The sequence below is a fragment of the Pseudomonas sp. ICMP 3272 genome, assembly GCF_001466905.1.
In the GTDB taxonomy this organism is placed as follows: domain Bacteria; phylum Pseudomonadota; class Gammaproteobacteria; order Pseudomonadales; family Pseudomonadaceae; genus Aquipseudomonas; species Aquipseudomonas amygdali.
Map to the genome: position 1 here is coordinate 17,934 of NZ_LKEK01000056.1, position 15,984 is coordinate 33,917.

At 55.3% G+C, this 15,984-nt stretch carries 10 protein-coding genes; 3 read left to right on the forward strand and 7 right to left on the reverse strand.

Features of this window, described 5'->3' with window-relative positions:
- Positions 1 to 88: 88 nt before the first annotated feature.
- Positions 89 to 259 carry a YhfG family protein gene (locus AO068_RS29285; RefSeq protein WP_122265372.1) on the forward strand — a complete coding sequence of 57 codons (171 nt, stop codon included), beginning with the start codon at positions 89 to 91 and terminating at the stop codon, positions 257 to 259.
- 769 nt (positions 260 to 1,028) lie between these two features.
- On the forward strand, positions 1,029 to 2,276 hold the full coding sequence (locus AO068_RS15380; RefSeq protein ID WP_002554639.1) for a ribonucleotide-diphosphate reductase subunit beta: 1,248 nt from the start codon (positions 1,029 to 1,031) through the stop codon (positions 2,274 to 2,276).
- A 145-nt stretch (positions 2,277 to 2,421) separates the two neighbouring features.
- Here the strand turns inward: AO068_RS15380 and AO068_RS15385 are convergent, their stop codons facing one another.
- From AO068_RS15385 to AO068_RS15400, 4 genes are all read right to left on the reverse strand, one after another.
- Positions 2,422 to 3,201: a hypothetical protein gene (locus tag AO068_RS15385; RefSeq protein WP_058408801.1), complete on the reverse strand. Its 780-nt coding sequence runs from the start codon at positions 3,199 to 3,201 to the stop codon at positions 2,422 to 2,424.
- Positions 3,182 to 4,585 (reverse strand): dGTP triphosphohydrolase, encoded by a 1,404-nt coding sequence (gene dgt / locus AO068_RS15390; RefSeq protein ID WP_058408802.1) that lies wholly within the window; start codon positions 4,583 to 4,585, stop codon positions 3,182 to 3,184. Before dgt ends, AO068_RS15385 begins: the two co-directional genes overlap by 20 nt.
- An 81-nt stretch (positions 4,586 to 4,666) precedes the next feature.
- Positions 4,667 to 5,935 carry an McrC family protein gene (locus AO068_RS15395; RefSeq protein WP_058408803.1) on the reverse strand — a complete coding sequence of 423 codons (1,269 nt, stop codon included), beginning with the start codon at positions 5,933 to 5,935 and terminating at the stop codon, positions 4,667 to 4,669.
- Positions 5,932 to 7,485, reverse strand: a complete 1,554-nt coding sequence (locus AO068_RS15400) for an McrB family protein (RefSeq protein WP_058408804.1) — start codon at positions 7,483 to 7,485, stop codon at positions 5,932 to 5,934. The genes AO068_RS15395 and AO068_RS15400 overlap by 4 nt, the downstream gene beginning before the upstream one ends.
- Before the next feature lie 431 nt (positions 7,486 to 7,916).
- Between AO068_RS15400 and AO068_RS15405 the strand changes: the two genes are divergently transcribed.
- Positions 7,917 to 8,492: a BRO-N domain-containing protein gene (locus AO068_RS15405; RefSeq protein WP_058408805.1), complete on the forward strand. Its 576-nt coding sequence runs from the start codon at positions 7,917 to 7,919 to the stop codon at positions 8,490 to 8,492.
- A 52-nt stretch (positions 8,493 to 8,544) separates the two neighbouring features.
- On the opposite strand, the gene AO068_RS15410 is transcribed toward AO068_RS15405, so the two are convergent.
- From AO068_RS15410 to eprS, 3 genes are all read right to left on the reverse strand, one after another.
- Positions 8,545 to 8,835 carry a hypothetical protein gene (locus AO068_RS15410; protein ID WP_058408806.1) on the reverse strand — a complete coding sequence of 97 codons (291 nt, stop codon included), beginning with the start codon at positions 8,833 to 8,835 and terminating at the stop codon, positions 8,545 to 8,547.
- A gap of 357 nt (positions 8,836 to 9,192) precedes the next feature.
- A complete protein-coding gene (locus tag AO068_RS15415; RefSeq protein WP_058408807.1) occupies positions 9,193 to 12,309 on the reverse strand; it encodes an autotransporter serine protease in 3,117 nt (1,038 codons plus the stop codon).
- Between the two features lie 113 nt (positions 12,310 to 12,422).
- A complete protein-coding gene (eprS, locus tag AO068_RS15420) occupies positions 12,423 to 15,428 on the reverse strand; it encodes an autotransporter serine peptidase EprS (RefSeq protein ID WP_058408808.1) in 3,006 nt (1,001 codons plus the stop codon).
- Positions 15,429 to 15,984: the final 556 nt, after the last annotated feature.

Here is a 15,984-nt window from a genome sequence, read left to right on the forward strand (position 1 = left end):
CATCTTCGCCATAACGAACCTGTCGAACCGATCAGCTCACTGTGTTTTTGCTACATTGGTGAATAATTCAAAACGTCAGAGGTGCCGCATGCCTCCACCCTCGCTTCAGACCAAAAAAGAGTATTACGCCAAGGTGCGTAGATCCAACTATGCAGCCAGCCTACGCTTGGCAGGTTTTGACAGCACCCCACTCGACGCCGAACGCCCTCTTCTAACCCGCGAAGAACTGCTGAAAATCTATAGCAATAAAGAGGTCTGATGCTCGTCCGATAGACGCTGCTCAAAGTTCGATCACTACTCAGTCGCGCAACCAGATAAAGCCAAACGCGACGCCGCCGCAGATGCATTCAGAATGCGGCTTCATTGCCCAAACCTTCCCGGAAACCTAAACCGCTCGTCGAATCAAACTCTTTTAAACAGCCTGAAATCCAGCGAAGACAGACTGCCTTCAAAAAGTCATCCACTCGGAAGCGCCCGGTTGCCGCAGCTTGAAGGCACTACTGAAAAAAATGAAGCCAAAAAAGGTCAAAAAAACCGCACCAAGGTGCGGCAAATGATCCGGTTGCCCAAAAGCCACCAGCACTATATCCTGCGTTTCGAAATGTAAAAAACACTAGATAAGGGATTCGCCTGAATTTTTCCCTGTGTTTTAGCCTGATCCGATCCGATGTTGAAACGGGTAAGAAAAAGCGTGAAGCTCTCGCCGAAAATTACTCATGGATAACCAAGTGCCGGGCAAAATCTGTATAATCCCGCGCTCGCTTCAGGGTACTCAAATGACCATTTGCATACGCAAAGCTGGCTCACCTCAAAGCAATCCAGATCATTCGCTTTGCTCGCCTGTCGGGCGTTGCCACGGCAGCAAATCGAGCGAACGACCGACCACCCAATAGCCGGTCAATCGCAGCATCAGTAATCAGGTAATTCCCATACTCCAGTGCCTTCGTCTTCCACGTGACGTCGGCGCACCACATCTTGAAATCTAATCACGGGCGCCAAGGCGACCCCTAAGCAGGAGCCTCATCACCATGCTGAGCTGGGACGAATTCGATAAGGAAGACGGCGAAGTAGTCGCCAAAGCGACCAACGCCGGTCATGCCAACGAAGCCAACATGGACCGCCTCGACAGCGCCGGTGGCCTCGCAGCCCAGGAAGCCCGCGCCGTAACCGCCGCAGACTCCGCTGCCCTGATCCGCGCCAAGAAAGCGCTGGACGCACTGGACGTCGCTGAAGGCCTGGCCGAACTCGAAGGCGCCAGCGCCCGCGTCGCCGTTGACGAAAAAATGATGATCAACTGCCGCGCCGACCTCAACCAGCTCGTACCTTTCAAGTACGACTGGGCCTGGCAGAAGTACCTGGACGGTTGCGCAAACCACTGGATGCCGCAAGAAGTCAACATGACCGCCGACATCGCCCTCTGGAAAAACCCGGAAGGCCTGACCGACGACGAGCGCCGCATCGTCATGCGCAACCTGGGCTTCTTCTCCACTGCCGACTCGCTGGTTGCCAACAACCTGGTACTGGCCGTGTACCGCCTGATCACCAACCCGGAGTGCCGCCAGTACATCCTGCGCCAAGCCTTCGAAGAGGCGATCCACACCCACGCCTACCAGTACTGCATCGAATCGCTGGCCATGGATGAAGGCGAGATCTTCAACATGTACCACGAGATCCCATCGGTCGCTAAAAAAGCAGCCTGGGGCCTGAAGTACACCCGTTCGATCTCCGATCCAAAGTTCGAAACCGGCACCGTCGAAACCGACAAAGAGCTGCTGCGCAACCTGATCGCCTACTACTGCGTACTGGAAGGCATCTTCTTCTATTGCGGCTTCACCCAGATCCTCTCCATGGGCCGCCGCAACAAAATGACCGGCGTCGCCGAGCAGTTCCAGTACATCCTGCGCGACGAGTCCATGCACCTGAACTTCGGCATCGACGTGATCAACCAGATCAAAATCGAAAACCCGCACCTGTGGGATGCCGAGATGAAAGAAGAAGCCACGCAGATGATCCTGCAAGGCACCCAGCTGGAAATCGAATACGCCCGCGACACCATGCCCCGCGGCGTGCTAGGCATGAACGCGGCGATGATGGAGGACTATCTGAAGTTTATCGCTAACCGTCGTTTGAGCCAGATTGGGCTGAAGGAAGAGTATCCGGGGACGACGAATCCGTTTCCTTGGATGAGTGAAATTATGGACTTGAAGAAAGAGAAGAACTTCTTTGAGACTCGGGTTATTGAGTATCAGACTGGTGGGGCGTTGAGCTGGGATTAAGCTAAAACAAAGGCCAGCAATGGAAGTTGCTGGCCTTTACAGCTATCAATTTTATAAAAAGTTTATACCGTACGGTGCCAGTAATACTCTAAGCTGCGACTATCTGTTCCCAGGATAGCTTAGCAACTGAAAACATTTAGCAAAGTCATTCGTAAAACACAAAAGAAAAGTTACGCCCTTTCACTAGCACACTGCTCCCAAACAGGTCTTCTTTTAGAGAAAAAACCTCATCTCTAAAATTATAGAATTCAGTAGCAGAAAGATACACTCTTCCTAAAAATTCTTCTTGGGCATCTAACACCTGATTAGCAGTCCACTTAGGCAGTTCCTCTTTTAAATAGCCAAGCATTCTGGGCATTAATATTTTTGCGCGCTTATCACATACGGCTTTGATCACACGCATCAGAACACTGGCACTATTAGGGTTATCCACAAGAACAATATCCAACTCACCCATTTTTAGAGAGTCAAGATAATACGGTCCCGATATTATTTTTTTTTCTTTAAATGAAAAAACAACAGCGTCCCAATTTGTAATAGTGGTTAAAAGCAAACTATCGTGACCGCGATAAGCTATCCCTGCATTATTAAATGCCCAGGTCTCACGAATAGGCCATACATCAACAGACCACCCACCAACCTCTAATCTATAGCCTCCAAACTTATTTTGACTAAAATCATGCTCACAGATCATAAAGAAATCTCTCAAACGATCACTTGAACAATCAACTACGAGATCAATATCAGAATTAAAATTCTTCGTACCAAACAGGGCTATATCCCTTAACAGCCCACCAAACACAAGTACTTCTCCGGCATTAGAAAGGTCACCAATAAAATTAGTGACGCTAGCACGCTTGACCGAGCTAAAAAATCTTATAACCCGCTTCTTGAAGGCTTGATTACTAGGCGCAATGTCTATCATAAAGAGGTTTTAACTCTGCGTGCAAGGCTACTAGGTAACTATCTGTCATTCCGGAGATAGCGTCAGCAAGAAGCTGAGCTTCTTTGTAACCTACTGACAAATCGTTCTTAGGGTCGTCAAAAATACGACGATAGCTTTCGGAAATTCTAGAGTATACATATTTCCCGAAAGGCGTCTCAGATTTGAATTTCTTATTCAGTCTACCATGCACTCCAACCCACAACATATCCATCGTTTCTTCAATATAATTATTACCCCTCAATTCCAACTCCAAAACACTTTTATGCTTAAAACCATAAGCCATATCAAAGTTTTTTAGTACACTACAAAATTTTGCAGCTTTAGAAACACTCATGACGCCTTTGTAGATTTGATCACCGACCAAGAAAGAATCTGCTACCATTGAAAACTTTTCGACTACAGCTTGTACCATCGCAGTGATTGCGTGAACTCTAAACATCTGCATAGAACAATCATTTAACTCTTGAGGACTTAAACTCCCCTTCTCAAACTCAGTACTATGAGCCCTCGCGGATGCAATCACGCTAATAGCCACCTCATCATCAACACAATTTTTTTCAAGATACCTTATAAGATCGTAATAAGATGCCAACCCTTTCTTCACAGTGTCTTCAGCATCAAGAACTGAGTATGCGATATCATCACAGGCCTCCATTATATACGTCAATGGGTGTCTGACGCCTTCTGAAAGTCCAGTCTCGCCCCAGACCTCATCGACTATCTTTTCTTCGGACTTAAAAAAGCCCTGCTTTTTCCAACGGTCAGTATGAATATTTTTAGTAGATACAGGGTATTTAATTAAAGCTGCGATAGTGGCGTACGTCAGATTTAAGCCAAACTGGTCATTAAGAATTTGAAGCTTAGTCACAAGCCGAACTGTCTGAGCATTACCATCAAAATTCAAGAAATCCCGGGCAGCTTCACTATCCCCAGAAAAGACTTCATCCTCATGTTTTTTAAACCAATTTCTTATTGCGTATTCACCCTGATGCCCAAAAGGAGGGTTACCTAAATCATGGACCAAGCCAATTGCGGCCAACAGCGCGGGTATACTACGCTGTAAAAACTCCGCACTTTTGGCCGACTTAAATAACGCAATATTTTCGTAAACCAGACGAAGACCTATACTTCTAGCCAGTGTAGCCACTTCGTGAGAGTGGGTAAGCCTAGTACGAACACTATCATTTTTATCTAGTGGGAAAACCTGAGTTTTATCTGCGAGCCGTCTTGTAGGTGCTGAAAAAAGAATCCGGTCATAGTCTCGCTCGATCTCAAATCGTCCGTTGGCTGTCGCCGAAATATCTTTAGTTTTTAATCTATCTTTTCTACGACCTTCATTTAAAAGCAAATTCCAATTTAGCATACAAGACTCCTTTCATTTATAGCACTGACTTTACTTACCAAAAATAAGCAGCTGCAAAAATCTTTGAAACAAGCATAATACTTATGAATTTCCGCTCATCCCCACTATAGCGATTATCCGCCGCAACTCCAAATCAAACGGCACCACCCACAACCTCAACCCCTCCGAAAACTCAAAAACCGGCAACGCTTCCTGAAACGCCCTCCGCTTCGGATAAATCAGCACCAAATCCCCCTGCCCGCCCAGATACTTTTGACCATACGCAAACATTTGATAAAAATCAGCCTGGCTCAGGCCATAATTTTTGCTACCCAGCTCGCTGTCCAGCCGCTTCCATTTGGTGTCCAGAACCCAGCTCTTCTCCCCTTGAGTAATCATCAAGTCAGGCCGTAGCTGAAAGACCGTTTTGCCCTGATGGGTGCACAGATACTCACTGCTGCGCTGGGTATGCAGCGTTGCATCTGGCGGTAGTGAATCCTTTAGGCACGCAGCCACGTAGCGTTCAAACAGTTTCTCCATCGGGAACAGTAAGCTCATGCCCTGCCATTCGCCTGCAACTGCCAGTGGTGTCTGCTGTTGGATGATGAGTTCGCACCAAGGCTTTACCGGCTGGTAATGGGCCATGAGCCGGTCGTGACGCCACTGTTTGAAATCTTGAGTGGTGTCTCGGCTGTTTGGGATTTCTAGCAACAACGAGCGCAGTTCGTGGGAGAGACGCCAGTTACTGGGGTCTTGAGTAGTTTTACAAACGATGTCTAACGCTGTTTTGAGAAGGCGGTTCTCGGGCCGGTCGGGCAGGAATACGTCGTGACGAATTTGGAAGTGGTGTTGTCGGCCAGGAGGTTGGCGCATTTGACGGGCGGTGTTGAGTTGGCCGCGCAAATATCGCTGTTCCTCTTCGACTCGTTGGTAGTCGAAGCGAAGACCGCGCTTGATGAGGTGGTCGAGCGCTTCCAGAAAGCTGCTCATTACCCATTCGGTCAAGGGCGCATCGAAGCGCTGTAACGCGGTTGCGCCGACCTTTCGGGTTGGTAGGTCTAATGACTTCTGAATCATGCGTCTCAGCAAAGCTCGGCTTTGCTGGATGCAGTCACCTTGTTCGAAATGTTTGGGCAGAATTTCGATCCGCGTGCCGCAGGGTGTTTCCAGCGCGCCAACGTAGTTGTCGAGTTTAAGCCAGCGGCGGCCTTCGACTTGAACCAGTGCTGCGCCAGCCTTGCTAAAGCGGGAACTGGTTTCGCAGAGCCAGTCAAAAGCAGTGGTAGACACTTGGGCTACATCAAGCGTCGGGTTGGGAATATTGCTGGTGGTCAGCCGAGCATATTCTCGGACCGTGACAGTGGTCTTCACCCCTGCTGCTCGCTGAGAAACTTGATGATCTTGCGTCCGAGGCTTCGCGTATTCAGCGCGGTACCCAACGCGGACGTAATGGAAATGCCGTGCTTGCTCGCAAGCTCGCGCAACAGTGGCTTTGCAGGCTTAATGTGCTGACTTCCGCGATACACATCGATACGACCATCGGCAGACTGCCTTATATCTACCCCATCCGTTCTAACGTTTTTTGCTTCCAGCGGCGCACCGACTTTCAGGTTGTGATCAATCACACCCAGGTACGATTCAATCTTCTGGAACGCTGGCAGATTCAACTCCCAACGCTCATTGCTCTGGCCAACCTCGACCGTATCCCCAAACAACGCAATGAGGTCTTGGCTCGGCTGAATCAGAAAACTATTTTCCGAGGCCTTGCGTTGATCGTTGAGGACCCACTGGATACGCTGCCAATCTTCGAAGAAGTACTCCTGAAGTAGCGGCAGGATTTGCTCTCGAAAGATGCCTGCCAGCCGCTCCAATGTCGGATCGCTTTCGAGAGGCATGAAGTACGCGTGCCCCAGACAATGATCTTGATCAAGAAGGACGGCTATGCGCTGGTTCATCACACTGAGCAATTCGTCGATAGCGATGCCATCAACCTCTATGTCTTCAAGCAGCTCAGGGTTAGGCGGCACCTCAATGAACGTGAAGCGACGACGCAGGGCAACATCAAGTGCAGCCAATGATCGGTCAGATGTGTTCATGGTGCCGATCAAGTGAATGTTGCTGGGGATGCTGAAGCGCTCTTTCGAGTAAGGCAGCGTAACCTCAAGTGCTTCTGATGCGCCTGCTCGCTTGGAAGGTTCGATTAGGGTAATCAGCTCGCCGAAGATGCGTGAGACATTGCCTCGGTTGATCTCATCAATGATCAGAACTTTTGACCGTTCACTCTGAACGACCTCTGCCGTCCGGAAATCTTCATTTCGTTTGCTGAGCATGTGCTCAATCAATACGGGAACGATATTGCGATAGCCTTTGACCAAGTAAGGATCATAAGTAGAGTTCGGTAGTTTTTCCTCCCAACTACCTGTACTCAAGTCATTAATACTCAGTACACCTTGAGAAACATCATCAGCCAGAGCATTAAGTAGACTCATAGCAAGGCCAAGATTCTTGCCTTTTGGTTTTTCTAACTCAATAATATCGTCATTTGCTCGAATTACCTTATAGCCTGTGCCGTAGCGATCACCAACTTTGAATGCTCGGTATTTTCCGCTCAGTTCACTCGCAATTGACTCGCAGAGGCTTTTGAAAACGCCTGAAACCACTTCGTAACGGATCTGGCCTTGCTCATCAGTCGTAGCGCGAAGCCCTTCAACAAAGTCTTCGTAGCTGAAGCTCTGATGAAAGGTCACAAAGCGCACGTCGCCTGCTGCGAGCAGCTCGTCAAACCGAGCTTTTAATGCTGATCGGCTACCAGCATTCTTAGCAAGAAAAGGCTGATCAAGGATCTGCAACGTCGCTTCGACTGTGGCGTAGGTTTTCCCCGTACCGGGCGGACCGAAGAAAATCTGATTGAGCGAAGGCATTGCCGAACGTCCTTGTAGGAAAAGTCCGACAACAGTATCTAGATTGCCAGCATGGGTAAAGCGAAGCGTCGGTAGTGTCGTGTTTATGTAGCAGCCCTGAGAATGCGACGCAGAGCGTCGCGAACTGCATTCCTACGCGGAGCGTTGGAACGATATGGGTTGCTGAGCCAGATACCTCGCCTGAAGATCAGAAACCCCTGACATCCTCTCCCTCCCCAGTCCGATATCGACACGTTGCCAGCGCCAGTATCATATGCGTCGGTGCCTAAGAAACACCCAACGTAGATGCAGCGAGTTCACGCATAGCTTCAGATTCCAATCGTTCTAATTGAACGGGGAATCTCGGCTTTGCTGATCCGCTCAGTTGGGTTTTCTTACGCCCGCTCTACGTTGGTCTTTAACGTCATTTCAGTTCATACGTAGAGGTCAGCATGTTAAGCAATCTATTTCAGGCCAGTGCTCGTCAGCCGCGCGAGGTGTGTGCCAGTTTCACCCCAACCCCCTTCCACCGCCACAACCGCCAACTCCTCGCCCTCCTCCTCGAAAACCAGCCCTGGTTCAGCGCCCGTGATCTGGGTCGCATGATCGGCTGGCCGTTGAACGAGCGGACGCTGCGCAAGCTGGACGCTGACCAGCATCGAATGATCACGCTCGACCTGCACGGCGAAGCGCAGTCAGAGCTGATGGTCAGTGAGTCAGGGGCGTACGCGATGATGGTGCATCACTACCATGCGGAGAATCGTGGGTTGCGGCAGTGGCTAACCAACGAGGTGGTGCCTGCGTTGCGGGATGGGCAGGTGCCGTTTGATGACTGCACGCCGCACCTGAGCATGCTGCAGTGGCCGGGGTTGTCGGTGAGTATGTTGCACTGGCACGGCGAGCCGTGGATACGGTTGCGGGACATGCCTATAGTGTTAGCGCATCCGCAGATGCAGGTTGATGCACGGCCGCACCGCTTGGCGAAGTCGTGGTGGCGGGCTGTGTTGCCTGTCTCTCGGTTGGGTTGAATGTGGCGTGATGGTCGTGACGCTGGGTGACGACCATCGTGTTTTTACGGAATCAGTCTTTCAGACGGCGTCGGTAGTCGCTGATCATTTCTTTGGTGACATCTTCCTTGTAGCAGATCGGTGCGTAACCGCCTTTGCGACTGTACGCGCTGCGTTTGCCACATTGACTGCCATTGCTGGCAGAGTTGTAGGGGCACGGGCAGCGGCCGGGGTAGCTGTCGATGGATTCCTGGATGATGGCTTTGACGATTGAGGCGTCTGTTACCTGGGTTTCTCTGGCGTTTGCGGAGAAGGTACAGAGGAATGCGAGTATGGCGACGAAGCCTGTCCCTGTCTTTTTCATGGCTATTCCTTAGCGAGTGCAGACGGGTGTCTGTTGCAAGGTTTTACCATGATGCTATTAGGCCATCAAATTTTGTTTGTTGAGGTGATCTGGTGGCGGCATGGATAGGCCAAGCCTGAAACTTGGTTCGCAGAGGATGTACCGCACGCATAGGTTTTGCTGCCGGTTCCCGGCAGATCGCGAACAAGTTCGCTCCTACGCCCTGCGGGCAGAAGCTTGGACTTATGAGTGATCCAGCATTCGCGTGATGGTTGGATATGACGCAGAGCGTCACGAGATGCGTGCCAACGCGGAGCATTGGCACGATAGGTATTACCGAGTGCCTGCGCGGCTACTGCACCCCGCAGGCATCCTCCATCAGAACTGCCAATCCAGCGACAAGCCCACGCCGTGGGTTTTATCCCGCGCACCGAGCAAGCCGTTGTAGTCCAGGTTGATGCGTGCATCCTTGCCCAACGCCAGGCTGGCGCGGGCACCGACTACGGCGGCGTCGCGGTCCATGGAGACGCTTTGTACGTTGAAGCTGTTGCCGGCGCTGGCGAAGGCCAGGTGTTGTTCCGACGAGGTGTCGCTCAGGTTGTGCTGCCAGCCGAGGGTGGCGGAGACGTCGAGTTTTTGTGTGTCGTTGAGGTTGAAGCGGTTTCCGGCGCGCATGCCCAGGGTCGAGAGCACGGTGTCGCGGGTGTCGTCGCTGCCTTTGAGGGCCGTGGCACCGCCTTTTTCGGTGAAGCTGTCGCTGTCGAAGTGGACGTAAGCCAGGTTGGCGAATGGCTCCAGTGCCAGCGGTTGCAGGTTCAGGCGGTAGGCGGCTTCGGTGAAGACCTGGCTTGACTGGGCGTCACGCTTGACCTTCTGACGGTCGGAAAACGCGCCGAATTGCAGATCGCGTTTCACGTCGATGCGGTGCCAGCTGTGCGACGCGCCTGCGGTGAGGCGCAGTGCGCCCTGTTCGTGGCCGATGTAGGCGCCCAGGTGGTAGCTGTCTGCCGAGGCCCGCGAGTGGGTGTCGTCGCCCAGGCTCAGCGAGGTATCGCTGTAACCTGCCATCGCGCCCAGACGGGTGTGTTCGCTGATCAGGCCGTCGACGCCTGCCAGCAGGCCGCCCAGCGATGAGGTCGAGCTGGCGCTGTCGCTACTGCCGCTATTTTTGCCCCAGGCACCCAGCGCTTTGACCCACACCGAGTTATCTTCAGTGCCCGGTGCTGGCTGGTCGTACAGGCCTTCGACGCGCAGGCGATCACCCACGGCGTCGCGCAGTTGGCGGCTGTCGTTGATCAATTGCGTGGCGATGGCCGGGTGCACTTCGCCGGACAGTTGGGTGAATGCGCGGCGTGCGCTGGCGGCGTCCTGGCTGAGGATGATGCTCTCATAGACGGAGTTGCCCGCACTCAGTTGCTCAATGGCTTGGGCCACGCTGCGTTGATTGGACGTTTGCGCCGCGCTGGCGAAGCTGTCGCCATTGCGCTCCAGGGCCAGGGTTACGCCAGTGCCTGTGTAATTCAGGTTGCCGTCGAGGAATGCGTAGTTATCCGTCACCGAACCGAACTGACCCTGAATGCCGCCAGCCGCTTGCAGTACGTTGAACTGCTGACCCAGAACGCTGCGGGTCTGGTTGCTGCTGAGCAGTGCTGCGTTGTCGTTTTCCAGAGACAGGGCCATGTTGGCGCCACTCACGGTCGCGGTGCCGCCGACCACAATGCGGTCGCTGGCGGTGGGCGAGAATTCAACCGCGTAGGTCGAGCCCGGTGCCAGGTTGAGGTTGCCCGCCACTTGCAGGGTGCCGATGGAGTTGCCCGGTGCAATTGTGCCGCCACGGTTGGCGTTCAGCGACGCGATGCTACCGTTGCCACCCAGAATGCCGCCATTGTTGACGGTGACGGCAGAGGCCAGCGAGCCGTTGATGGCCAGGCGTCCTTGATTGACCAGCGTCGGGCCGCTGTAGCTGTTGGCCCCGCTCAGCACCAGGGTGCCGATGCCTTGCTTGGTCAGTCCGCCGTGACCGGAGATGCCGTTGCTCCACACATCCAGCCCGCATTGCGGCCCGGTGCAGGTGCGTTGGGTCGGTTTGCCTGCGTCGACAATCGCGCCGACACCGGGCAGGTCAGCCACGAACTGGCTGTCGCCGTAGGCGCCGTCGATGCGGAATTCGGCAGGAATATCTGCCTCGGTCACGAACATGCTCGGGCCGTTGATAGCCTTGCCGAGGTTGATCATGCCCCAGCCGTATAGCGCGTCGACGCCCGGTGCGCCAAGGTCGGTGGCGGTGGTCTTCAGCACGTCGGCGACCTGCGCGCCGGTCATGTACGGGAAGCGCTCCATCAGCACAGCCATACTGCCTGCGACATGAGGTGCGGCCATCGAGGTGCCGTTCTTGTTGGCCCAACCGACGGTGAGGTCTGCCAGGCTGGTGCCGTTAAGGACCGAGCTGTAGATGCGCGTGCCCGGTGCCGAAACGCAGAAGCTGGCGGTGTAGCCGCAGCGCGACGAGAAGGTGCTCAGGGTATACGGCGTGGTTGCAGCTGCGGCGGCGTCGGGGTTTTGTTGCAGGGCGGCGACGGTCAGCCAGTTGGGGGCGATCTCCGGTACGAAATAGCCGAGTCCGGCCATTGCGTCGGGGTTGTTGAGGTTGTAGTCGTTGCCTGCGGCGAAGATGGTCACCACGCCGCTGCGTGCCGCGTCGATGGCACCCTGATACGCGCCACCCGGACGCGTGCCGAGGATCTGGCGGATCTGGTCGAACTGCACTTGCGCGTCCTGCACGGTGAAGTGCGGGAACGCCGGATCGCGACCGCCCTTGCTGAAACGGTCGGTAATGCCGATGCCCCAGCTGTTGTTGATGACCCGTACGCCGCTGTTGACCAGCGCGTTCCAGCCAGCCTGATACACCGCGCCGTCGTTGCCCAGCACGATGCCGTCTTCCGGGCCTGGGTCGCCGTTGTCGGCGCTGATGATTTGCGCGTTGTAAGCCACGCCATGCATCGGCCCGCCATCACGATCGCCACCGGCGATGCCGCCCACGTGGGTACCGTGGTTCCCGAGTTTGCCGCCGGAGTCCAGAGTCGGTGCGCCGTCGTAGCGGAACGCGTCGCCCGCCTTCACCGGGATGTACGGGTCGGTGTATTCACGGATACCGCTGGTGACCAGGTTGATCACCTTGTTGGTGCTGGAAAACTCTGGATGCGGGGCATAGACCGGCTGGTCGAAGATGCCCAGTTTGATGCCCTTGCCGGAGTAGCCAGCGGCGTAGGCTTGATCGGCATTGATCGCGCCCAGCCCCCAGTCGGCATTGAATTCGGCGCTGCGCCAGCTGGCAGCATTGCCCGCCTGCCCTGCTTCCACATAGGGTGCGGCATGTGCCACGCCCAAGGTCGCGAGGTAGCAGGCCAGTGCGCCGCAAGAGGCGCGGTTGATGGCGCGAATGGCCTGACCGAGGGGTTTGACAGAGGTGTGTCGAGTGGTGGATGCATCTTTCATGAAACGACCGTCCTTAGTTAACGCGCACGAATCTCCGCGCGCATGCATCTGCATGCGCGTCGTTCTTTTTGGTTGGGGGGTTGGTTTGAGGGTTGGTTTAGGTGCTGCCGGGTTTAGAACTGCCAGTTAAGGCTCAGGCCGACACCGTGGCTTTTTTCCCGGCTGGCCAGTTGGCCGCTGTAGTCGAGGCTGACCCTGGCGTCCTTGCTCAACGCTACGCTGGCATGAGCACCGACCAGCGCGGCGTCACGGACCAGCGGCGAGCTTTCGATACCGAAACTGCCACCGCCCGAGGCAAATGCCAGGTGCTGCTCGGAATCGGTGTTGCTCAGGTTGTGCTGCCAGCCGAGGCTGCCCGACAGGTCGATTTTCTGTCGGTCGCTGATCGCGATGGTTTTCAGCGCCCGTACACCGAGAGTGCTCAGCACCGCATCGCGGTTATCGCTACCGGCAGACAGGGCCGCCGCGTCACCCTTCTCGGAGAAGCTGTCGGTGTTGAGGTGGACGTAGGCCAGATTGGCGAACGGCTCAAGGGTCGCGGGTTGCAAGTGGATGCGATACGCCGCCTCGGTGAACACTTGGGTGCTCTGTGCGTCGTGTTTGGTTTTCTCCTTGCCCGCTGCGCCGCCGACCTGCACGTCGCGTTGTGCATCGATACGATGCCAACTGTGCGCGCCGCCGAGGGTCAGGCGCAGTGCGCCGATTTCATGGCCGAGGTAAGCGCCCAGGTGGTAGCTGTCCACCGAAGCCCGGGAATGCGTGCCGGAGCCCATGTTCAATGAGCTGTCGCTGTAGCCCGCGACCACGCCCAGACGTGTGTCATCGGCAAGGTTGCCATCGACACCGGCCAGCAGGCCGCCAATCGAGGTGGTGTAACCGGCGGTATCGTCACGCGAGTCGGTCTTGCCCCAGGCACCCAGGGCTTTGATCCAGACATTATCTTGTGTGGCCGTGTTGCCATCCGTGCCGAATACGCTGGCCCCGAGACGCTCACCCACTGCATCGCGGATCTGCCGGCTGTCGTTGATCAGCACGCTGCCAATGGCCGGGTAGATCTCGCCGGACAGTTGCTGAAAGCTATCTCGGGCAGCAGCTGCGCTTTGAGTCAGCAACAGGTTTTCGTACACCGCGTTGCCTGCGCCAAGTTGTTCGGCAGCGGTTGCTACGGCAGATTGATTCGGGGTTTGGGCGACGCTGCTGAATGCGCTGGTTTGCTCGACGTTCAGCGCGACGCCGGTGGCTGCGTAGTCGAGTCGGCCACCCAGAAACGCGTAGTTCGAAGTCACTGAGCCGAACTGGCCGTTCACGCCATTGGCGGCTTGCAGCACGTTGTACTGGCGACCTACGACGCTTTGGATCGGTGCAGAACTCAAGGCCACCGGCGTCGCGTTCTCCAGCGCCAGCGTCATGTTCGCGCCTGACACGGTGGCGCTTCCAGTGGCGACGATGCGGTCACTGGCGGTGGGCGAAAGCTCAACGGCGTAGGTCGAACCCGGTTGCAGGGTGACATCACCGTTGACCTGCAACGTACCGATGGAATTACCCGGCGCAACGATACCGCCACTGCGCGCTGTCAGCCCACCGATCTGGCCGTTACCGCCCAGCGTGCCGCCCGCATTGACCTGCACAGCGGAAACCAGCGAGCCGTTGACCGACAGCACGCCGCCATTGACCAGGGTATCGCCTCGATAGGTGTTGGCACCTTGCAGAATCAGTCGACCGGCACCGGATTTGATCAGGCTGCCTTGGTACGGACGCTGAGCGGCTGCGGCGGCACGCGCGGTGCCGGTGGCGTAATCGGCTTGGTCCTGCTGGCTGGCGGTGCTGGCAACGCCGTTTTGCCAGCCTTTGCTGATCAGGGTTTGCTGCCAGGTGGCCTGCTCGGCAGTGTCTTCGGCCTGACGCTGAAGCAGCGCCTGATCGGAAATATCGTTGCTCCATACATCACTCACACCGGCACCCAGGTTGGCGTCGAAGGTGCCGAGCAATTGACCGGGACCGCGCATCGCCCGCTCAAGATCGGCCACGCCCCAGCCCACGCTGTTGGTCGGTGCCTGAGTGACCGAGCCATCGAGCTGGGTGGCGGTGGTCAGCAACACTTGCAGCGCCTGCTCGTTGTTCAGGTACGGGAAGCGTTCCATCACCAGTGCCAGCGCCCCGGTGGCGTGCGGTGCAGACATTGAGGTGCCGGACTTGATCCCGTAACCGCCGCCGGGCACGGTGCCGTTGATCAGTCGTCCGGGCATGGTGATGCACCAGTATTTGGACAGGCCGCACTGGTTGTAGCGCTGGCCATTGCTGCTGTCGAGGCCCGACACAGCCAGCCAGTGGCCTTCGAGGTCTGGCTCGAAATACGGCAACGACGCCCGCACGCTGGCGTTGGCGTAACCGCTGTTGCCTGCACTGAACACGTTGATCACGCCCTTGCGCGAGACGTTCGCCGCTTCGTCCAGCCAGGTTCCACGGTTGTAGTGCTGAGCGTAGGCCGCACGCACACCTGCCTCGGTGGCGTAGGTCACGTCGGATGGCTGGCTGCCCCAGCTGTTGTTAATGGCGCGTACTCCGGCATCCGCCAGCGCCCCATACACCGCCTTGAAATACTGCGGGTCCGGGCTCGGGCCGAACAGGAAGCTGTCGTTCTGATTGGTGTTGCCGACGTAGATCTGTGCGTTGTACGCCACGCCATGCACGCCGACGCCATCGCGCGCCGCGCCCATGGTGCCGGTGACGTGCGTGCCGTGGGTGTCGTTGTTCGGGTTGATGGCGCCGGTGATGCTGAACGGCGAACCGTCAACGTAGGTGCCGGTAGCGATGACTGCGTGGTAGCGGGATGGCGTGGCTTCAGGGTGGGAAGGGTCGAAACCCGAGTCCAGCGCACCGATCTTGACGCCTGAGCCAGTGATGCCAGCGGCGTAGGCCTGATCAGCCTGAATACGCCCCAGGCCCCAGTCGCTCTGGAATTCTGCCGAACGCCAACTGGCAGCGTCACCCGGTTTGCCCTGCTCGACATAATCCGCGTAGGCAGAGCAGCCAAACGTAAAAGACAACGCACAAAGAGCGCCGCTTGCTACAGGTTTAAACGAATAACGGACAGCACCCAAACGCTTGGACTTTCGCATCCCTGCACACCTGATAATGGTCGGCTCTTCATTGAGCGATCCCAGAACATAGTCTGCAGTTATGCACTTGGCAACAGATTTATTTCAATTCTGATACAAGTTTCAGGACATAAGGATAATGCATCACTGGATATATAGCTCAGTGATATCCATTTGAATGTATTGAGTTTGTTTGGCTTTTTGATATGGAGATAACTGAATTCCGTAGTGGCCATTTAGTTGCACGCCATTCTCTTGTCTTCAGTTTTACAGCCAATACTTTCAGCAACTTCAGTTAGTGGCCTTATTTATTCGGATGAAAAAATAATTGTCCGACAATAATGGATAATCATCCAAATGGAGTCTGCGCTACGGCAAACCGATGACGCAGAGCGTCATGAACTGCATGCCCACGCGGAGCGATGGGCACGATAGGTGGTGGGGTTGAGAGTTGTATAAACGCACACGGACGCAACACCCCAATTCTCGTTACCACGCTCCGCGTGGTAATGCCGTTCCGGACTCTCTGCGTCCTCTCCGGCTACGCCTTCTGAGGTCAGGCTTAGGTGCGGACAGT